At 44.4% G+C, this 19,706-nt stretch carries 23 protein-coding genes; 10 read left to right on the forward strand and 13 right to left on the reverse strand.

Annotation, left to right across the window (positions count from 1 at the left end):
* Position 1: 1 nt before the first annotated feature.
* The gene (locus OA34_RS07230; RefSeq protein WP_039673849.1) at positions 2-1,195 is read left to right on the forward strand and encodes an RtcB family protein; all 1,194 of its coding nucleotides are present in this window, start codon (positions 2-4) and stop codon (positions 1,193-1,195) included.
* A gap of 56 nt (positions 1,196-1,251) precedes the next feature.
* Here OA34_RS07230 and OA34_RS07235 read toward each other — a convergent pair whose 3' ends face one another.
* A complete protein-coding gene (locus OA34_RS07235) occupies positions 1,252-1,788 on the reverse strand; it encodes a carboxymuconolactone decarboxylase family protein (protein ID WP_039673851.1) in 537 nt (178 codons plus the stop codon).
* A gap of 155 nt (positions 1,789-1,943) precedes the next feature.
* Between OA34_RS07235 and OA34_RS07240 the strand changes: the two genes are divergently transcribed.
* On the forward strand, positions 1,944-2,510 hold the full coding sequence (locus tag OA34_RS07240; RefSeq protein ID WP_039673853.1) for a TetR/AcrR family transcriptional regulator: 567 nt from the start codon (positions 1,944-1,946) through the stop codon (positions 2,508-2,510).
* A 27-nt stretch (positions 2,511-2,537) separates the two neighbouring features.
* Here the strand turns inward: OA34_RS07240 and OA34_RS07245 are convergent, their stop codons facing one another.
* Positions 2,538-3,266, reverse strand: coding sequence for a hypothetical protein (locus OA34_RS07245; RefSeq protein ID WP_039673855.1), 729 nt, complete (start codon positions 3,264-3,266; stop codon positions 2,538-2,540).
* 146 nt (positions 3,267-3,412) lie between these two features.
* Here OA34_RS07245 and OA34_RS07250 point away from each other — a divergent pair, with 146 nt between their 5' ends.
* Entirely contained in the window at positions 3,413-4,258 is an 846-nt protein-coding gene (locus OA34_RS07250; protein WP_039673857.1) for an AraC family transcriptional regulator, read from the forward strand.
* On the opposite strand, the gene amrB is transcribed toward OA34_RS07250, so the two are convergent.
* Genes amrB through amrA form a run of 3 tightly spaced genes read right to left on the reverse strand, consistent with a single transcriptional unit; the run spans position 4,259 to position 6,574 of the window.
* Complete coding sequence (gene amrB, locus OA34_RS07255; protein ID WP_039673859.1) at positions 4,259-5,050, reverse strand: AmmeMemoRadiSam system protein B; 792 nt, start codon at positions 5,048-5,050, stop codon at positions 4,259-4,261.
* Positions 5,043-6,032: an AmmeMemoRadiSam system radical SAM enzyme gene (gene amrS, locus OA34_RS07260; RefSeq protein ID WP_039673860.1), complete on the reverse strand. Its 990-nt coding sequence runs from the start codon at positions 6,030-6,032 to the stop codon at positions 5,043-5,045. Before amrS ends, amrB begins: the two co-directional genes overlap by 8 nt.
* Positions 6,032-6,574 carry an AmmeMemoRadiSam system protein A gene (gene amrA / locus OA34_RS07265; protein ID WP_039673862.1) on the reverse strand — a complete coding sequence of 181 codons (543 nt, stop codon included), beginning with the start codon at positions 6,572-6,574 and terminating at the stop codon, positions 6,032-6,034. Before amrA ends, amrS begins: the two co-directional genes overlap by 1 nt.
* Before the next feature lie 144 nt (positions 6,575-6,718).
* Here amrA and OA34_RS07270 point away from each other — a divergent pair, with 144 nt between their 5' ends.
* From OA34_RS07270 to OA34_RS07280, 3 genes are read left to right on the forward strand one after another with little or no spacing between them, the layout of a single operon-like run.
* Positions 6,719-7,117: a hypothetical protein gene (locus OA34_RS07270; protein WP_039673864.1), complete on the forward strand. Its 399-nt coding sequence runs from the start codon at positions 6,719-6,721 to the stop codon at positions 7,115-7,117.
* A 54-nt stretch (positions 7,118-7,171) separates the two neighbouring features.
* On the forward strand, positions 7,172-7,963 hold the full coding sequence (locus OA34_RS07275; protein ID WP_039673866.1) for an AraC family transcriptional regulator: 792 nt from the start codon (positions 7,172-7,174) through the stop codon (positions 7,961-7,963).
* Positions 7,964-8,006: 43 nt separating this feature from the next.
* Positions 8,007-8,906 (forward strand): DMT family transporter, encoded by a 900-nt coding sequence (locus tag OA34_RS07280; protein ID WP_039673867.1) that lies wholly within the window; start codon positions 8,007-8,009, stop codon positions 8,904-8,906.
* On the opposite strand, the gene OA34_RS07285 is transcribed toward OA34_RS07280, so the two are convergent.
* On the reverse strand, positions 8,869-9,441 hold the full coding sequence (locus tag OA34_RS07285) for a YqiA/YcfP family alpha/beta fold hydrolase (protein WP_039673869.1): 573 nt from the start codon (positions 9,439-9,441) through the stop codon (positions 8,869-8,871). The genes OA34_RS07280 and OA34_RS07285 overlap by 38 nt on opposite strands.
* Positions 9,442-9,570: 129 nt before the next feature.
* Here OA34_RS07285 and OA34_RS07290 point away from each other — a divergent pair, with 129 nt between their 5' ends.
* A complete protein-coding gene (locus OA34_RS07290; RefSeq protein ID WP_039673871.1) occupies positions 9,571-11,634 on the forward strand; it encodes a molybdopterin oxidoreductase family protein in 2,064 nt (687 codons plus the stop codon).
* A 336-nt stretch (positions 11,635-11,970) separates the two neighbouring features.
* Positions 11,971-13,683 carry a DEAD/DEAH box helicase gene (locus OA34_RS07295; RefSeq protein ID WP_039673873.1) on the forward strand — a complete coding sequence of 571 codons (1,713 nt, stop codon included), beginning with the start codon at positions 11,971-11,973 and terminating at the stop codon, positions 13,681-13,683.
* A 43-nt stretch (positions 13,684-13,726) separates the two neighbouring features.
* Here OA34_RS07295 and OA34_RS07300 read toward each other — a convergent pair whose 3' ends face one another.
* Positions 13,727-14,353, reverse strand: coding sequence for a LysE family translocator (locus OA34_RS07300; RefSeq protein WP_039673875.1), 627 nt, complete (start codon positions 14,351-14,353; stop codon positions 13,727-13,729).
* A gap of 153 nt (positions 14,354-14,506) precedes the next feature.
* On the opposite strand from OA34_RS07300, the gene OA34_RS07305 reads away from it, so the two are divergent.
* Entirely contained in the window at positions 14,507-14,938 is a 432-nt protein-coding gene (locus OA34_RS07305) for a hypothetical protein (protein ID WP_254377211.1), read from the forward strand.
* A 69-nt stretch (positions 14,939-15,007) separates the two neighbouring features.
* On the opposite strand, the gene OA34_RS07310 is transcribed toward OA34_RS07305, so the two are convergent.
* The 4 genes from OA34_RS07310 to OA34_RS07320 all read right to left on the reverse strand — a co-directional run bounded on the left by OA34_RS07310 (position 15,008) and on the right by OA34_RS07320 (position 17,183).
* A complete protein-coding gene (locus OA34_RS07310) occupies positions 15,008-15,283 on the reverse strand; it encodes a heavy-metal-associated domain-containing protein (RefSeq protein WP_039673877.1) in 276 nt (91 codons plus the stop codon).
* Positions 15,280-15,612: an aryl sulfotransferase gene (locus OA34_RS13665; protein WP_286682908.1), complete on the reverse strand. Its 333-nt coding sequence runs from the start codon at positions 15,610-15,612 to the stop codon at positions 15,280-15,282. Before OA34_RS13665 ends, OA34_RS07310 begins: the two co-directional genes overlap by 4 nt.
* Before the next feature lie 3 nt (positions 15,613-15,615).
* Positions 15,616-16,704: a transglutaminase-like domain-containing protein gene (locus tag OA34_RS07315; RefSeq protein ID WP_039673879.1), complete on the reverse strand. Its 1,089-nt coding sequence runs from the start codon at positions 16,702-16,704 to the stop codon at positions 15,616-15,618.
* Positions 16,705-16,892: 188 nt separating this feature from the next.
* Positions 16,893-17,183 (reverse strand): hypothetical protein, encoded by a 291-nt coding sequence (locus OA34_RS07320; protein WP_039673881.1) that lies wholly within the window; start codon positions 17,181-17,183, stop codon positions 16,893-16,895.
* A 210-nt stretch (positions 17,184-17,393) separates the two neighbouring features.
* Here OA34_RS07320 and OA34_RS07325 point away from each other — a divergent pair, with 210 nt between their 5' ends.
* Positions 17,394-17,750, forward strand: coding sequence for a response regulator (locus OA34_RS07325; RefSeq protein ID WP_039673882.1), 357 nt, complete (start codon positions 17,394-17,396; stop codon positions 17,748-17,750).
* Positions 17,751-17,767: 17 nt separating this feature from the next.
* Here the strand turns inward: OA34_RS07325 and OA34_RS07330 are convergent, their stop codons facing one another.
* Both OA34_RS07330 and OA34_RS07335 read right to left on the reverse strand, forming a co-directional pair.
* Positions 17,768-19,027, reverse strand: coding sequence for an ArsS family sensor histidine kinase (locus OA34_RS07330; RefSeq protein ID WP_039673884.1), 1,260 nt, complete (start codon positions 19,025-19,027; stop codon positions 17,768-17,770).
* The gene (locus tag OA34_RS07335; RefSeq protein ID WP_286682909.1) at positions 19,020-19,685 is read right to left on the reverse strand and encodes a response regulator transcription factor; all 666 of its coding nucleotides are present in this window, start codon (positions 19,683-19,685) and stop codon (positions 19,020-19,022) included. The genes OA34_RS07330 and OA34_RS07335 overlap by 8 nt, the downstream gene beginning before the upstream one ends.
* Positions 19,686-19,706: the final 21 nt, after the last annotated feature.

Genomic DNA, 19,706 nt, shown 5'->3' on the forward strand with positions numbered 1-19,706 from the left:
CATGAAATCCGTTAAAATCTATGCCGAAGCACTTGAAAATGAAGCCCTTTCGCAATTTGAAAAAGCAATGAGTTTGCCTTGTAACGTGCAAGGAGCCTTAATGCCGGATGCTCATACGGGCTATACTTTACCTATTGGAGCCGTCATTAAATCCGAAGGGATCGTCTTCCCTTCTTATGTGGGATATGATATCGGTTGCGGTATGTGTGCGCTGAAATTGGACATGACCAAAGATGACTTACATGTAGAGGAATTAAAAGCAAAAATTTTAGAAGCCATTCCTTTAGGTATAGAAAAACATAGTACAAAACAGTCTTATACGCCTCTTCCTTGCACACTTGTCGCCCAAGCGTTTTATGAAGAAGTAGGTCAATACCAGCTTGGAACGTTAGGCGGGGGTAATCACTTTATTGAATTAGGCATAGGTAAAGACGCTAAGGTGTGGATTGTCATTCATTCGGGTAGCAGAGGATTTGGAAAAAAGATAGCCGAATATTACATGTATGAAGCGGCGATGAATAGCGTTGATCATAAAGAGTTTGAAAAAGAATTTGAAGAAGCGAATATTTTATTCAAAGCATGCAATCTTGAAAAATTTGAGCTTGCTAAACACAACTATGTCATCAAAAAAATACAAGCCGCGTCAAAAGCTGCGTTAGAATCACATGTAGGATTTGAAATCCATACCCCTCAGGGGAAAGCCTATCTGCTAGATATGGAGTGCGCTTTAGCATTTGCACTGGCTAATCGCAAAGCAATGGTACAAGCCATCGTTAGGCTTATGGGGCATCCCAAAGAACTTTTGTTTATCAACCGTAATCATAACCATGCTGAATTAAAAGAAGGATATGTTATTCACCGTAAAGGAGCGACACACGCTGAAAAAGAGATGCTAGGGGTTATCCCCGGCAATATGCGCGACGGCTCTTTTATCGTTAGAGGCAAGGGAAATCATGAGGCATTGTTTTCAAGCTCGCACGGAGCCGGTCGTGTTTTGTCACGAAGTAAAGCCCTATCCGGTCTTGATTTAGGAGAATTTTATACCGATATGCAAGGGATCGTCACGAATCACACCTCTAAAACTCTTGACGAAAGCCCAAGGGCTTACAAAGATATTTTTGAAGTCATGAAATTACAAGAAAATTTGGTTGAAGTGATCGATCATATCAAGCCGTTTTTAAATTTAAAAGGATAGAAACATCCTATTTCATTTTAGAGAGAAGGGGAAAAAAACTCATCTCCCCCAAATCGTTAAAAATCTTTTTCGATTTTAAAGGCATCGAAGATAATGTCGATGGCTGACATACGCGCACCGTGATTGGTTGCATCCAAAATTTCACCGTCGCTGTAGCCAAAATCGCGCAAGGCTTGGACGTCTTTGGCTTCCACATCGTGTGGGGTTCGTACGGCTTTTAGTACAAACAGAAGCATCGCTTTTTCTTTGGGTTCAAGCTTGGCATTTTGCGGATCGGCGCGCATCGCTTCGACTTCTTTGGGCGTCCAGCCTAACATGTTAATCAGAATGGAAGCGTTCATATCGACACAGTAGCTGCAACTGTTTTTATCGGAAATGAGCATACGGATGCTGGCTAGCAAAGGCATCGAGAGGCTTTTTTGTTTTAACATGTAGTATTCGATAAAGCTCATTTGCTGTTTGATCAGTTCGGGGCTTGCGCTAAAAATTTGCGCCGAATTGCTCACGCGCCCGCGCATCGCCGTAATGTTTCCGTAAAGTTCCGCCAATTCTCCCGTGGCATCTTCGGGTTTGATCGTTTGAATCAATGGCATTATGTTTCCTTTGAAAGTGATGGTGTCGATACGAGCGTTTAAACGCGACTGGATAACTTGACCGTTTAGTCAAGACGCATTCTAACAAAATTTGACTGATTAGTCAAGTCTCAAAGAACTGTGCTATAATACGTTAGAAACATAAGGACGATACGATGGAAACAACACGCGATAAGCTTATCAACGCTACCTTTGACGAGGTTTTTTCACACGGTTACCAAGGGGCTTCACTTGCCGACATCTTAGCCAAAGCGGGTGTCCACAAAGGCTCCATGTACCATTTCTTTGCCAATAAAAAAGAGATGGCCTTAGCCGCCATCGAAGAGACGATCCTCAAAAAGAATGCTGACAAATACCGCTACGTCGAAACCTACACCAGCGGTTTTTTAGACGAGTTTTACACACGCTTGCGTGACACATCAGTGCGCGACTTCAAACGCGGATGCCCCATCGCCAACATCGTCCAAGAGATGTCCAACATCGACGAAGATTTTAATACGCTGATGAAGTCCATTTACGGGGATTATCGCGCCAATATCAAAGCCATTTTGGACAAAGCCATTGAAGTACAAGAGATGAAACCGTGTGATACAACGAAACTAGCTCTTTTTATCACCTCAACGATTGAAGGTGCGATTTTAGCCGCCAAAGCAAGTGGCAATGCACAGGATTATGTGGATGTGATCGAGGAGTTGATTGTGCATATTGAGGGGAAAAGGTAATGGAAAAACTCTGCTTGTTTTGAATAATTATAACTCTCTGCGAAGATGTAAAAACCTATAAACATAAAACAATGTCAATATCCAGAAGATACATTGAGAACCTATATTTAGTGTTTGAAATAGATTGTTGCTTATTGTCGGTATATATAAATAAGTGTAAGCATTATAGCCGAGGCTTATCAAATAATAGCCCGACACAATGAGTGCGATAACTTTAAAAGTCATAGGTGCGTCAAAATTAGGTATTTTTTCCTTAATGAGTTTTAAACAATACTGCAAGCCAAAGAAAAATGCAATAAGATTAATCAAAAGAGCAACAATAGCAAACCCCATAGGACTTACATTAATCATACCAACCTTTTTAAAAATAGTTAATACAATTATTGAAATCACGTTTGAAATAGCAGGAGCCAAAATAAAAATCGAGACTAAGATTGCGATGATTGGTAGAGCAGTAGATGATATTTTTGGAAATTTTTCTTTAATGACATCTAAATTTCGAAATAAAATAAAACTATCAATCAAGACTAAAATAGCAGTAGGAATAACTGAAATCATAAAAAAAATTCCACTAAAACAACCTGCCCCACATGTCAAACCATAATATGCAAGGTAAGAGGCGATGAGTATCGGTATAGCGGAAATGAATAACCATACATAGCTAGCAGGAGCTCTAAATACTTTACAATAGAACCATGCGAATAAAATGGGGAGGATATGAAAGCCTATAAACATTACAATCATAAAAATAGCCATATTCAGAACCTTCTATTGACTAATTATAGGAGATTTCATTCTATAATAACAACACTTAAATATTATTTCAAAACTTAGCAATATCGGAGTAGTTTTATCTCTCCGATTTTTCTACAATACCCCAAACGCAAAGCAAAAGAGGCAAGATGAAAGAGAGTACCCGTGAGGATTACGTTCGTTTGGTGTATAAAGTTGTTTTTTACATCGAGCAAAATGCGGACAAAGAACTGAGTCTTGAGGAGCTTTCACGCATTGCAGGGTTTTCAAAGTACCATTTTCATCGCATTTTCAAAGCGGTTACGGGAGAAAACATCGGCGATTTTATTGCTCGGGTGAGGCTGGTATATTCGGCGTGGAAGCTCAAAACTGAGCCTAAGATCACTGATGTGGCACTCTCGTGTGGGTTTGAAACCAATGCCTCGTTTAGCAAAGCGTTCAAAAACCGTTTTGGCATGAGTCCGCGCATGTATGCGGCTCAGCTCAAAGCGAACAAAGGAGTTGTGATGCTAAAACCTACGATGGTCGATTTTAAGCCTTTGAGTGTTTTTTATGTGCGAAAAACAGGAGCGTATGAAACTTCTTCGTGCGAGGCGTGGAGTGTTTTGATGGCGTTTGCGTATGAGCAAAAAATGAAGTTTCATCAAAATATTATGGGCAAAGCGACGATGCACTTTGGTATCGGGCACGATAACCCAAGTTTAGTTGAGCAAAATTTACTGCGCTACGATGCGTGCATTACCTGTGAAGATGAGAGCATTGAGGTCAAAGGCGAAGTCTTTAAAAAGGTGCTTGAGGGCGGAAAGTGTGCGGTGTTTTTGCATAAAGGTGCGTATGAAAACCTAAAAGCGACATATGCGCAGATTATGGATTGGGTGGTGAGTGAAGGTATTGGGCTTCGTGATGCGCCTTTATTTGAAAAGTACCTCAACCGCGACCCAAGACGCACGAAACCTGAGAACTTGCGGACTGAGATTTACGTGCCGATAGTGTAATTACCCCACTACGAACGAGGCATAGCCTACCACGCGCGAGGCGTCTTGGGTGCGATCAAAACTGGTGCGATAGTCTAAAAAGTAGGGTTTAAGTCCGAAGTTTGGCGCACTTTGCACCAGTGCTTTCACGCCCGTGAGTCCACAGGCTTCACAGCCGTGCGAGAGACCTTGGAGGCTAAGCCGTGAAATAGCATCGATGCACGTTTGATCGAGCGCGTTGGCGCGTTCTTGCGTGTAAAAGTGGCTTAAATCGGTGCTAATGACAAGCAAGGTTTGCTCTTCGCAAAGCACGGTGTCGATGAGGCGTGAGAGCTCCGTATGCGCAAGGTCGCCGTAGACGATTTCGATGACTTTAGCGTGTTTGAAGTAGTGACGGATGAAGGGCATCTGCACTTCGGTGGAGTGCTCTTCGTGTGCATTGGAGTGAAAATCTAAAAAAGCAAACTCTTTTTGGAGCGTATGAGCGTACGTAAGGTCGATTTCCAGTTCGCCGCAGGGCGTGTGATACGCCTCGTACAACGCGACGGAAGCACCGGCGATGTAAACGCGATGACTAGGACCGATGACCACGACACGTTTGATGTCGGGGCATTTTAAAGCGGCATAGCGGTAGGCAAGATTGGCGGTGTAGCCGCTGTAAATGTAGCCCGCATGCGGCACGATAAGCGCTTTTGGCGAAACGTCGAAAGTCGGCTTGGGGGCTGCTTGATTAAAGTGCTCGATATAGCGTTGGATTTCAGCGCAACTTTCGGGGTAAAACATGCCGGCGACGGCCGATTTTCGTTTATTCATCGAAAACTCCTGCGAGTTTGGTGTGGCATTTTGGACAGCATCCCTCGATCAAAGAGTTTGCCGTGACTTCAAAGCGGTGACGCTCGATTACAACGTTTTGACATGTCGCGCATCGTGTCGGATTTTCGCGTTCGACGTTGCCGACGTAGACGTGTTTAAGCCCTGCATTTTTGCCAAGGGTTTGCGCACGCTCTAAGGTTTGCATCGGTGTCACAGGCAATGAAAGCTCGTGATAATCAGGATGAAACGCGCTGATGTGCCATGGGGTCTCTTCGCCTAACTCTTTAGCGATAAACGAAGCGACGGCAAAAAGCTCCGCGTCCGAATCGTTACATGTCGGAATGATCAGCGTCGTGATTTCAACCCAAAGACCGTTTCGTTTGAACTGTTTGAGGTTTTCCAAAACGACGTCCAACGAGCCGCCGAGGACTTTACGGTAGTAATCGCGGTTGAACGATTTGAGATCGACGTTGACCGCGTCGATGACGCCTTTCATATCGTCGATGACTTCAGAGGATTCAAATCCGTTGGTTACAAAAATGTTTTTGATGCCTTTTTGATGCGCTAAAAGAGCGATGTCGTGGGCATACGGATAAAAAATGCTCGGTTCGTTGTAGGTGTACGCGATGGAAGCACATTCGTATTTGAGTGCCGTTTCTACGATGTGCTCGGGAGTGATTGCTTCTTTAACATGTAAGGTTTTTTCTTGGGAAATACTCCAGTTTTGGCAAAATGGACATTTAAAATTACAGCCGATCGTTCCCAAAGAGAGTGCCCTCGTGCCCGGTAAAAAGTGGTAGAGCGGTTTTTTCTCCACAGGGTCTACATGTAACGCCGCGGGATGAGCGTAGACGAGATTTTGGATGACGCCTTGTACGTTTTTATTCACGCCGCAGATGCCGCTTTGTCCCTCTTTGAGACGGCAATAATGCGCGCAGAGCAAGCACACCAGACGAGAACCTTCCGCTTTAAAGTAGGTCATTATTTTACCTTTTCAACCTTGTAACGCCAAATATCGGGATGCTTTTCTAAACACTCTGCTTCCAGTCCCGCTTTTTGGCAAAGGTGTGAAAAGAAAAGTTCAAAGTCGGGCAGTTGTTCCCACACTTGGGGTAAAAAGGTCGCTTTTCGCGTCCCTTTTTGCAAGATGATGCCGTCCTCACCCACGCAAATTTTCGACTTCAACTCTTCGATGTCATGGTACGCAACCGCTTCGGGTGCGCTCAAAAGGGAGACTTCGATCTTGACATGTAAAAACTCTTCAGGGCTCAGCGGGTAAAAACGCGGGTCATCAAATGCCGCGGCTTTGGCGTTGTGTATGAGGTCGTCTAAAAAAGGTCGATGTGCAACGAGCGAGCCGATACAACCGCGAAGTTGTCCGTACAGAGTGAGGGTCACAAACGTCGCTTTCGCTTCGGCAAATTCGGGGTTTTGTTTGAGCAGTGCGCTGGTATCGATCGTCGAAGTGTGCTCTAAGCCGTCTTGGATAGCCTGTTTGGCAATAGCCAGAATCACGTTTTGCATGGTCTCTCTTTTCAAAAATGATGAAAGAAGTCTTATCGGTACAATTATAGGATAAAATGGCTGATGCAGATACCAAAACGTGTTGACATGTCAAACATTAACACAGTTTTGCTAGACTATCGTAAGAATTTTAAGGAGCAGTGAATGAAACAATGGATGGCAATGATCGTAGGTGTCGCTCTTTTTTCAGGGTGCAGTATGAATTGGAATTTTTGGAGTCAAAAAGCACCCGAACCCGCTAAACAAGAGGCAAAAGCGGCAGATGTTCATTTCAAATTACAACCGACGGTTTTGATGTACGAGCTTGATATTGCCGATCGCCCGTATAAAAACATGGGCGAAGTGAGTGCTAGCGTCACCAAACTCAACCCGTGGGGAGACGAGCCCAAACAAGCCGACGTTGAAGCCAAGCTCAAAGAAGAAGCCCTCAAAAAAGGTGCAGACGCGCTCATCTTCGTACGCTACGAAAAGCTCGGTGTCTCGTGGAATCGACTGAACGGCATCGAAGGCAAAGCCCAAGCCGTTAAATTTACGCATTACTAAACGATGCGCAATTTTGTACTATTTTAACGTGCAAAATTGCGTTATACTTGTGCTATGAAACTTCCACTTCTTAGCGATACGGCGTTTGAAAATATCGCCGATTCGACCGATAACTTCGCGTTCCATTTTCACGACACCTACACGATCGGACTCACGCACCGAGGGTTATTTACGTCGCATTACGAGCATCGAATTATTCCGGTGTACGAACACACCGCGCGCATTATCAATCCGGGCGAAATTCACGGCGGAGAGTCGCATGCGTGGCAGTACACCAATTTTTATCCCGACGCCGAGCTTTTAAGCACGCTGTACGAGCAGATGTACGGTGAGAAAAAGATGCCGATTTTCGAGCGACATATCATCGAAGACGAAGCACTTTTTAGACATCTTATCGCCTTTTTTCAAGCCGTTTACACCGATGAAGCCGCGATGGTCGTGGAGTCTCGACTCATCGATGCACTTGGCTATTTGATCGCGCATTATGCACGAAAAGCGGCACCCTACCCACCGACATGTCACGAGCCTAAAGCGATGTCGACGGTCATCGAGTACATCCACGATAACATCGAAACGGACATCACGTTAAACGCACTCGCCAAAACCGCACATGTGAGCAAATACCATTTTCTCAGGCTGTTTAAAAACCATACGGGACTGACCCCGCATCAGTACATCATCGCTGGGCGCGTTTGCAAAGCCAAAACGTTGGTGATGCAAGGCGAGGCACTTTCGCATGTCGCGTTGGAAGCGGGCTTTAGCGACCAGTCGCATTTTATCCGAGCGTTTCGCAAGATCTACGGCTATTCGCCCAAGACGTTGCAAAAAAGCAATTTTATTCTATAACTTTTCCATGTAAAAACGGTACACTTCACGCAAGGAGCTTGCTATGGCACATAAAAATCTTTTTTTCTTTTTACTCTTTCTTGCGATGGTCGCGTGGGGCGGTTCGTGGGTCAACGTCAAAATCATAGGACATTACGTCGGGGCTTACGAGATGATCTGGTTGCGTTTCGGCATTACCGCCGTTTCGATGGTTCCGATCATTCTTTGGCTCAAACACTCGTTTAAAATCGACCTTAAAAGCTTCGGTTTGGTTGTTTTGGTCTCGGTGACGCTCATTTTATACAACAAATACTACTATCTCGGCACGAAATTCGGTACGGCGTCTTTGGGCGGTGCGATGGTTACGACGCTGATTCCGATTTTGACGTTTGTCTTTTTAGCGATTTTGGGAACGAAAAAAGTCACGCGCAAAGATGCGTTTGCGTTGATGATAGGCGCACTGGGCGTTTTAACGATGTTGCACATCTGGACGTTTGATCCGGCGCACATCTGGGTTATCCACAACCTTTACTTTTTACTGGCGGCGATTTTGTGGGCGGTGCTCACGATTATCAGCTCCAAGTCGACCAAGATTTCGCCGATCGTGTTTACGTTTTACATGTATGTCGTTACCGTCGTGCTCGATTGGGTTTTCTTTGCCGATATCGGTGCGTTGCCTTTTGCGTCGTTCGATCGTATTTTTTGGATCAATATCGCGTTGATTTCACTCGCCGCGTCCACGTTTGCCAATACCATTTATTTTTTAGGCATTGAAAAACTCGGTGCCGCGGAAGTGAGTTCGTTCGTCTTTTTCGTGCCCTTCTCCGCTATTATTTTAAGTGCGCTCTTTTTGGACGAGAAGCTGGACGTCTTTATCATTTTAGGAACCGTTTTGACGCTTTATGCGGTTAAATTGCTCAACAATATTACACTTTTAAAGCGACGCCGAAAAAGCGTTGAATAGCCTCAAAGTGGCGCTCAAGTCCCTCAAAACTGTGAGTGCCGCCCTCTTCGACAATCATCTTCGCTCCCTCTAAAACATCAAACGCCTCTTCGTAGTCGAGCACCTCATCGCCTTTTTGAAGCAAGACAAAGAGGTTTTTGAGATCGGGCTCTTCGATCTCGTAACTCTCTAGCATTTCAACATGTGAAGCGTTCCACTCATACGCCGAGTTATCGTAATAATTGACTCCGTGTCCGATGGCGCGATCTAAAGTTTCGGGTGCATTGATCGCGGGATTAATCAAAACGGCTTTGAGATGGTACTTATCGCTCAAATAAAGCGCGTAATACCCGCCCAAAGAAGAACCCATCAAATAAACCGTTTCGTTCGCGAGATACGACTCGATCAATTCGTCAAGCGTGTGAATCGCAAGATCGGGAATCGTCGGCAAGGATGGCGCAATAAAGCGAATGCCCTTTTCGTGAAAATGCGCACGCAACAATTTTGCCTTGTTCGCTTCTCCGCTAGAGCCGAATCCGTGAATGTAAATAATCATAAACGCTCCTTTAAAAGTTCATTTTCGTATTGTATTCAAAACCCAATTAATAACACCGTAGCGGCTTTTGATTTAGGCGTGATTTTATATAATTCGCACACGATAACAGGCGGAAGAAGGCAAAACAACATGGAAAACAGTGAGGTCATCGACAGTGTTTGCACGTATTGCGGTGTGGGATGCGACATCGCGGCAAACGTCAAAAACAATCAGATTGAAAGTATTTTCGCCCATGCCGAGGGCGTGGTATCCGAGGGAAAACTCTGCGTCAAAGGCAAGTACGGCTACGAATTTTTAAACGCGCCCGACCGGCTCAAAGTGCCGCGTATTAAAAAAAAGTTTTTAAAAGAGAACCCAAAAATCGCCCAAGCGATAGCCTCAAGGCTCCAATCGCTCGATCAAACGTGGTTTGAAACCGACTTGGAGGGTGCTACGACGGCGTGCGCGATGAAACTCCAAGAAGTGCAAAAACGCTACGGTAACAAAAGCATTTGTGCGATCGGAGGAGCGCGAACCTCATGTGAAAGCTCCTATCTTTTACAAAAATTTACGCGCTTTACGCTCGGTTCGCCGCATGTCGATAACTGCGCGCGCATTTGCCACTCTCCTAGCCTTAAAGGTATGCGAACGACCATCGGCGAGGGTGCGGCGACCAATCCGTATAACGACATTTACCATGCCGAATTTATCGTCGTCATCGGCTCTAACACTACCGAAGCGCACCCGATCATCTCCAACCGCATCGTCGATATGGCGACCAAGCACGACAACCTTGCGGTGTTCGACGTCCGAGAGATTACCTTGCACCGTTTGGCAAAGTACAAAGGCATTATTCCGCACGAAGCCAATTTGCTGATTTTAAATATGATGGCGTACGTGATTATCACCGAAGAGCTTTACAACGAACATTTTATCGCCGATCGGACGCTGGGTTTTAACGACTTTAAAGAGCGTATTTTAAACGACCCGTTCGCCAATCCGAAATACTTCGAAAAGCTCGAAGGGTACGAGTATTTGAGCAAGATGATCCCGAAAGTCGCACGCGAATACGCACTCAAAAAATCGATGATTTTTTGGGGTTTGGGCGTGACCGAACATGTCGACGGATCGTTTGCGGTTATGGCAATCACGCATTTGGCGTTGATGACGGGAAATATCGGCAAGCAAGGAGCGGGACTGATGCCGCTTCGCGGACAAAACAACGTTCAAGGCGCCTGTGATATGGGGATGTTGCCCTATTACGCTCCCGATTACCAAATACCCGACGAGATCGGATTGATGACGCCCGAATTGATCGACGAAATGATCGACGGGCGCATCAAAGCCGTGATCAATATGGGCGAAGATTTAACACATGTTCATCCCAATACCGCTAAAATCGAAAAAGCGCTTCAAAAGACCGAATTGATCTTCGTGCAAGAACTCTTTATGACGAAAATCGCCGAATGCGCCGACATCGTCGTAGGCGTCAAATCCGCTTATGAAAAAACGGGCGTTTACATCAACGCCATGAGACGCCTGCACCTTTCGCAACCCTTGGTGCGAACCGATCTTCCCGACGATTGGGAAGTGATCCAGCTGTTAGAAAAAAAGATCAAAGGAACGTATGCCTACGCCGATTCGAAACAGATATGGGACGAAGTGCGCGAAGTGGCATACCGCCGTTTTTCGGGTGCGAGTTACAACAGACTTGAGCGACACCGCGTACGAGGTCTGCAATGGCCCGTTCATACTGAAGACACGCCGATTTTACACCAGCTCGATTTTCGTACCGAAGACGGTTACGGACGTTTTCATTACCACGCGTACGAACTTCGAGGCATGGTCGAAGCGTTGCATGAAAAGCGTTTAAGCGGTTATTATTTGACGACCGGACGAACGCTTGCTCTGTACAACAACGCTTCGCAGACGTTGCGTTGCGAAAAACTCGCCAAACGTTACGAGGAGACGGTGCTCTTGGTCAATGAAGCCGATGCGGCGGATTTTAAAAGCGAAAGAGTCATCTTAAAAACCGAATTTGGACAAAGTGCGCCTTTAAAAGTTCAGTTGACCGACAAAGTTCGACCCAAAACGCTTTTTTGTACTTTTCATCACGCCGATGCCGACATCAACCGACTCTTCGGCGATCGATGCGACGTCTTCACGCTGACGGCGGCATTTAAGTCGATCAAGGTCGAAGTCGTCAACCTCTAAAGCACCTCGTACGACACCGAAACGATCTTACCTAAAACATCGATTGATGCTAAGATCGTTTCGGTACGACGAGCGTTTCTCGAAGTTTAGCGGTATACCTTAAAAAAAGTATTAACCTCGTTTTAATCTATTTTCACTATAATGTCTCCAATTCAAGACTTCAAGAAAAAAGAACTTCAACAAAAACCTACCGGATTTGGGATATCCTCAGTGAGTATGTAGGTTTTTACATACGATATTGACGGGTTGCTCCCCATTAAATTTTTATGTATACGAGTTTGTGCCGCGCCGCACTTTAAGTTTGTTTTGAAAAATTAATCACAACGGAAATACATTATGCAAACATTTGAATCTTTCGGTTTACACCAAGATATTCTCAAAGCCATTACCGAGGCCGGTTTTAAAGAACCGAGTCCCGTTCAACAACAAGCCATTCCTTTGGTTCTCCAAGGTCACGACATCGTCGCACAAGCCCAAACCGGAACGGGTAAAACCGCGGCATTCGGTCTTCCGACCATGAGTATGATCGATGCGCACCTTAATAAAGTCCAACTTTTAGTTATCACCCCTACGCGTGAACTTGCGACGCAAGTCAGCGACGAGCTTTATTCGCTCGGTCGTTTTTGCGGTATTAAAACCGTCACGATTTACGGAGGCAGCTCCTATTCCCGTCAAATCGGTTTGATCGAAAAAGGCGCTAGCGTCATCGTCGCTACTCCGGGACGAATGCTTGATCTTCTCAAAAACGGTAAATTACCCGGTTTTGCCCCTAAAATGGTTGTCTTAGACGAAGCCGACGAAATGCTCGATATGGGCTTTTTAGAAGACATCGAAGAGATTTTTACCTACCTTCCCAAAGAACGTCAAACCCTTCTTTTTTCAGCAACCATGCCCGATCCCATCAAACGTCTTGCAACCAAGATTTTGCACGAACCGCAATTTGTGAGCATTACGCCCAAAGACCACACGACGAATGAAGACATCGAACAACTCTATTACGTTATTAACGAATACGAAAGAGACGATGCGATGATTCGTCTTTTAGATGCGCTTGAGCCTGAAAAAGCCATCGTTTTCTGTCGCACGAAAAAAGAGGTCGACCGCCTTTCAACACAACTGATGGCAGTAGGACATGCGGCTAAAGGCTTACACGGCGATATGGAACAAAACCAACGCGAAAGCGTCATTAAGGGCTTTCGTAATTCCCAAATCGAAATTTTAGTCGCAACCGACGTCGCCGCTCGCGGTTTGAACGTCGCCGACATCAGCCACGTTTTCAACTACCATATGCCTTTTGATCCGGAAAGCTACGTTCACCGCATCGGCAGAACCGGACGTGCGGGTAAAAAAGGAACGGCGATTACGCTCGTAACGCCGATCGAATTTCACTCGATGCAACGTATCGGCAAAAAAGTCGGCTCAAAAATGGAACATAGAATGGTTCCAAGCCTTCGAGACGTTAAAGAAAACAAGCTCGTCAAAATTGCCGACGAAATCAAAAATGCCGAAGTTAACGACAGCGCAAGCAAACTTTTAGCCCTTTTGGAAGAAGAGATGGATATGTCGCAAATCGCGCTTAAACTACTCTCTAACCTCCTAAGAGAAAACAGTCCCGTAGGACCGGATAAAATCGGCTTGGATAAAAAAACACTCGAAAACGTCGTCAAAAACATCGAAGAGCGTGAAAACAGTCGCGGAAGAAGCGGCGGTAGACGCGATAGCAGAAGCGGCGGATACCGAAGTTCTTCACGTGAGGGCGGCGGCTACAGAGGTAGTCGTGAGGGCGGTTCACGCGATAGCGGCGGTTACAAAGGTTCACGTGATGGCGGAAGCAAAGACGCGCGTCCTCCAAGAGGCGAAAGCCGTAACCCGTTTGCAAAAGAGGGAAGCAGTTCAACCCCACGCGAAGGCGGCGGATACAAAGGAACACGTGATAGTAATGATAGCAGACCGCCACGCGCTCCAAGAGCCGACAGACCCAGCGCACCACGCTCTGACGCAGGACGTGCCCCAAAAGCTGCTCCTAGAAACGCTTACAAAAAAGACTAATGTTTAAGAAGACGGCGTGCAATAATAACGCCGTCTTGCTTCTCTACGCCCTATCCAACGCCAACTTAAGACCTAAAGCGCCCAATACACTTCCTGCAACTCTGTCGATGTACTTTTTAGTGCGTAAATAAATCTTTTGGGCTTTTTGCGTTGATAACAGCCCTACGACACATGAGTACCATGAAACATCAATGATAAATGCGATGAGACAGACAAACAGCGTTCCAAAAGGCGGTATCTCTTGGGGAAGCAAAGCGGCAAAAATACTTCCGATGATGATGGCGGTTTTTGGATTGCTCATCTGTGTTGCAAACCCAAAAAGAATGGCTTTGGCAAAGCTCTTGGGTTTTTGCTCTAAGCTCAGCTTGGTCTCTAAAGGCGTATCGGCGTGTTTCCACATTTTATAGGCTAAATAGACAAGGTACATGCCTCCTACGATTTTTAAAGCGCCATACAAAAAAGGCACGGTTTTCAAAATAGCATAGAGCCCAAAAATGGCTAAAAGCGAAAAAACAACAGCGCCCATTCCTAAACCAATCGCCACCCCAAATCCCTCTTTGCGAGACTTTGAAACAGCCGTTTTGGCAATCAAAATAAAACTAGGTCCCGGACTCATCGTCCCCAATATAAACACCGTCGCTATCGCTAAAAGAAAAGCATATTCACTCATGATGTGCCTCTTTACATGTAAAAAGTTTGACCAGAATTTATGGCTTGTGAAAGTTTAGCACGTGAATGTGGATAGAGACATAAGAGAGATTGTTTAAATGGTTTTTTTGCTAAGATTTATTTTCTCAAATTTTCTTATATGAAAGATTTATAATTGAGCATTGATATTGAAAAATTTTATAATGCATATTTTGAACCAAATCCTAATTGTAAAAAAGAAGCGATTACTTTATGGTCTTCTTGGTTAGGAATTGAAAACGCATATAAACTTGATGAAGTCACCATTGATGAATGGGAAAAATTTAATCATTTGCTTAGATTAATATTTAAAAAATATGAGGTCTATAAAATAGAAAATAATTTTTCTATAAAATTATTAAAATCTGTAGATTTAATTATATTAACATATGAAAAAGCAATGAATAAACCTGGTGATAAATTCGATAAATTATTAATTCCATCTTTAAATTGCGTAATTGAAGAAAGTTGGGACTATACATATCTTATTTGGTATTACGATGATGTTAGTATTAAAAAATTGTCACCATTAATTAAAGAGGCTGGTTTATATCATTTTAAATCTTAACAGAATAAAGTGCAAACTACTTTAATAAAATTGAACCATAAATCTTTTACATGTAAAGAAAAAAGTAACCTACTCTTTCAACTGCTTACGAGACACAACCACACCCTCATACCCCGTCGTTTTCACAGCATCTAAAAACGTCTTATCTTTAACGCCATCTTTGGCAATGACTACTGCTAATTTTGTCTCTAACGTTACTTTGGATGACTCAACACCCTCAACGCTTTTCAATGCTTTTTTGACCGCCGTTGTACACAAAGGACAGTGCATTTCAGCCACTTTTATGACCACTTCTTCTTTGGCAAAGAGCATCAACGGTAAAAGGAGTATCAACCATTTTTTCATTCTGCATCCTCAATAAAAAGATTTGCCCATTCAGGATAGAGCAATATCACGACAATCAACCCTAGAATAATCGAGTAAAACCACACATAACACTTTTTCTTTTGAGGATTACATGTAAACGTATGATGCGCGTAAGAGCGCCATGAAAGCCACAAAACAAAGAGCGATAACAAGGAGAGCGGTATGCGAAAGGGTGTGAGGATTTCTAAGAAACTTAGAAACCCAAACGAGATTCCAAAGAGTAAAAACAGCAGTGGAGGCAGACAGCATGCGGTTGCCGCAAAGGCTGAAAGGAGCGCTGTTAGTACGCCTAGAATCTCTTTTTTCATCGCTTAGAGTTTTTCTTGTGAGACAAAACTGTACGCAAATGCCGCTGGTGCGTAGTAGTCTAAGACATCATCTTCCACTTCCGCGTACGGGTAGCCAAACATATTGAGTGGTTTTTGCGCTGGCGTTGGGGCAAGTACGAAGTCACGCGCGGTGTTGTAACCCATCCAGTTCATCTCCCAGTTGCCGAAGAAATACTCACGAACCTCTTTGATGAGTGGGTCGTTCAGCGTCATTTTCTCGGTCAAGATGACTTTTGCGACATCGGCAGGATCGCATGGAACCCAACCCGCGCCATCAAGGTAAAACTCTGCCCTACAATGCTCGCCTCCCGTGATCTTCGCGAGTCCGTTTTCATCACTGCTTCCGCACGCTTTGGAGTAGCGAGAACTGCCCAAACGGATACCAAAGATCTCACGCGCAGGAACGCCCACACTTCGAAGAAGTGCTACAAAAACAGAGCTGATGTCGGTGCATTTTCCACCCATGATGTTCTGCTCGATCGCTTTGCCTGCATCACCCACGCCACAACCTACAACAGCGTTGTCTCGGTACATATTCTCAGTGACCCATGCGTAGATCGCTTTGGCTTTATCAAGAGGTGTTTTAGCCTCCGCGGTGATTTTAAGCGCTAACTCTTTGACTTTACCGCTCGTTGGGATGTGCGCCGTTGGTTTGAGGTAGTGTGCGACATCTTTAGGGTATTTGGTAGAAGCGGTTGCTTTGCTAAGATCAGCGTTGCGCTCATTGGTTGTGATGGTGTAAGTGACTTCAAGCACTTTTTCGCCGCCATTTTTCCACTCAGCGTAAAGTGTTCGAGCTTTATAAGCATTTTTGTCGGTCACATAAGCGTTTGTGGCATTGGAGCTAAATTTAAAATCGCTCACTTTTTGATAACTTGTCTCCTGAGGAAGCGGAACCCACAGTTTAGTCAAACCGTTTTTGTTTTCGTGTTTGAGGTTATAACTGTTTTTGACGAAAAAAATACGTGTTTTTGACTTTGGCTCGCTCGCTTCTAAAATCGAAACCTGAGGGAGGATGACCGAACTAGCCCCTAGTGCTACACAGCCTTTCATAAACGTTCTTCTTTGCATAAAAGATCCTTACATGTAAAGTGGCACGAAGTGGGGAAAAACATAAAAGAAGTCATAAAGTATGGTTGTTGCGATTATGTTTGTCTAAGCCTTAGACGTCGTGCATTGAGAGGATTTTACAGTGAGTTTGCTTAAAAAAACCGTTTGAAGTTTTTCTAAAAACGAAAACTCTAAACGGTTTAATTTGCTTAAGAAACGGTTGCGCTCTTATGGCTTTTTGCGCTCTTTTTCTTAGCCGCAGCTAAGGCTTGTTTGGAAGATTTTTGCGTTGGTTTATGAGCTTTGGGCGTATTTTTCGATGCAACTTTTGATGCGGAATGCGTTGCATGTTTGACGTTTTTTTGAGGTGCTTTATGGGCTTTTTCTTTAACCGTATGTTTTTTGGTTTGAACCGTATCGCTTGTAGCGCTACCGCTTGCATAAACGCCTGAACTTAACACTAAAAGACTGACTAAAATCGCTAAGAAACGTTTGAACATCTCTTTTTTTCTCCTTGCTGAAAAATAAAATCGCATTGTACTCCGATTTCATAAACAATGTGTCATTTCCCGTTTTTTTACCTCACATCAAAAAAATCTTTATGCAATCTTTAATTAATATAGTAAACATATACCAAAAATTTTATATAATTTAAAAGAGTGAACGCTTTTTGCTTACAAACATCAAAACTCAGTTTAAAGGATACCTCGATGCATTTTTTAGTTGTTGACGATAGCTCAACCATGCGTAGAATTTTGTGCAATACCATCAACAGTATCGGCTATACGACCACAGCCGCCGAAGACGGAATCGATGCACTGGAAAAAGCGAAAGATCAAAAATTCGACGTGATTATGACCGACTGGAATATGCCGCGAATGGACGGACTGCATTTGGTACGAGCACTCCGAGCGATGGAAGAGTATAAAAAAACGCCGATTATTATGGTAACGACCGAGGGCGGCAAGCAAGAAGTCCTTACCGCAATCAAAGAAGGCGTGAATAATTATATCGTCAAGCCTTTTACCGCATTTGTTTTAAGAGAAAAACTCAAAGACATCGTCTAAAATCTAAAAAGCCTCGGTTATGATACCGAGGTATCAAAATGAATCGTAAAGAAATTCTGCCCTTCCGCGTAAAGATAACTCAAACGAAACCCGTGTTTTTCGACAATCGCGTTTGCGATGTACAAACCAAGTCCCAAGCCGTTGCTCGCTCCTTCCGTCGTGCGGTTGAACGGACGCGAAAAATCGCGACAACTCTCCAAAAGAGCTTCGCCGAAACTTCCCACCGTTAAAGCGTGTGCGTCGACATCCACTTCAATCGCTTCACACGAATGTTTCAAAGCGTTGTCAAGCAAGTTTTTGACCGCCGTCGCAAAGAGCTCAAAATCGACGTTGATCAAAGGGGCTTCTTCGTGATAGCGAAAGTGAATGCGTTTCGTATCGCACAACAGTAAATCCATCGCATGATCGAGCACGTCCACCAAACGATACTCCTTAGCTTCGAGCACCCATTCGTTGGAACTTAACTTCTCGATTTTTACCATTTCGCCCAAAAGCGTTTCCAAACGCTCGAAAATACGCTCCATCTGTTCTTGTTTTTGATTGTTTTCCAAAGTGTTTGAGAGTAGTTTCCCTTTCATAATCGGCGTTTTGAGTTCGTGAAGGATATTGCGTAAAAAAAGCGTTCGTGCCTCTTTTAACATGTGAATCTTTTCCATCGCCAAGTTAAATTCGACCGCGATTTCGCCTAACTCGTCTTCGCTTTCAATCGCAATAGGGTGAAATTTTTTTCGTTCGCCCACATACCGGATGTCGCTTTTCAGCTGTCGCAAGCGAAGCAGCTTTTGAAGTACCATCGTAAAAAAAAGAAGCAATAAAACATTAATCACGCCGCCTAAAATCCATAAGCGATACGGCGAGTAGCTTTCGGTATTTTCCAAAACCGACTCTTCCGCAAACCTCGGTTTCATGGGCGCATCAAAAGGCATCGGATGTTCTTTCGCAAAAGGCGGAGACGGCGGAGGGGGATTGGGAACGAAAAAGAGCCGCTTTTCAAAAAGTACCATATGGAAAAACGGGTCTTCCAAGAGTTTTTCTCCCACGTTATCGAGCAAGTGCTTATCGAGCAAAGAGATACGAACGCCGAGTTTTGCGAGTGACGCGTCTTGATCGTCGGGATGATCGTGTAAGATTTTAACCGCCATAATAAAACGCTGAAACGTAAAGTACCGCAAATCGCTTTGCTGGCGTTTGTATTCGATCATTAAAGCGATGTTAATGACCGTGAACGTTAAGGCAAAAAAGATGCAGATAAGCGTTAAGATAGAAGCTTTACGCATTGACGAATTTATACCCGACTCCTCTTACCGAGACGATAAAACGGGGCTTTTTAGGATCCTCGCCTATTTTCTGGCGAATTCTACCCATAATCACGTCGATACTTTTTAGACTGCTCTCATATTTGATCGAACCGATATTGAGCAGTAACTCCTCTCTGGAAATCACAAAACCCTCTTTTTTTAACATGTACGAAACGATGTCGTATTCCGCCATGGTTAAACGAAGCTCGCGATCGGCTCGCGTGATCGTATGACGTTCCTCATCGATGCAAAACGTTTGACATGTCGCCTCCTGATGCGTACCGTTCGTCGTGCCTCTGCGTAAAATAGCCCGTAAGCGAAACGCTAATTCTCTAGGATCGTAAGGTTTGGGTAAAAAGTCGTCCGCGCCCCGCGCAAAACCCATCTCTTTGTCGTTCATATCGGAGCGTGCCGAAGAGATGATGATCGCAAGGGAAGGAAACGTTTCGCGAACGATACGGCAAATTTCAAGTCCGTCGATTTGCGGCAAGGAGAGATCCAGCACCAAAGCATCGAAATTTTCGTTTTGCAACGCGACAAGTCCTTCCAAAGGCGTACATGTCAAGAGCGTTTCGATGTGCTCTTTCTCAAGCGCGTTTTGAAGCAGTTGTCCCAATTCGACGTCGTCTTCGATCATTAAAATCTTAATCATGGTTTG

Origin of the sequence: Sulfurospirillum sp. MES (assembly GCF_000789415.1) — a bacterium.
GTDB classification, from domain to species: Bacteria; Campylobacterota; Campylobacteria; order Campylobacterales; family Sulfurospirillaceae; genus Sulfurospirillum; species Sulfurospirillum cavolei.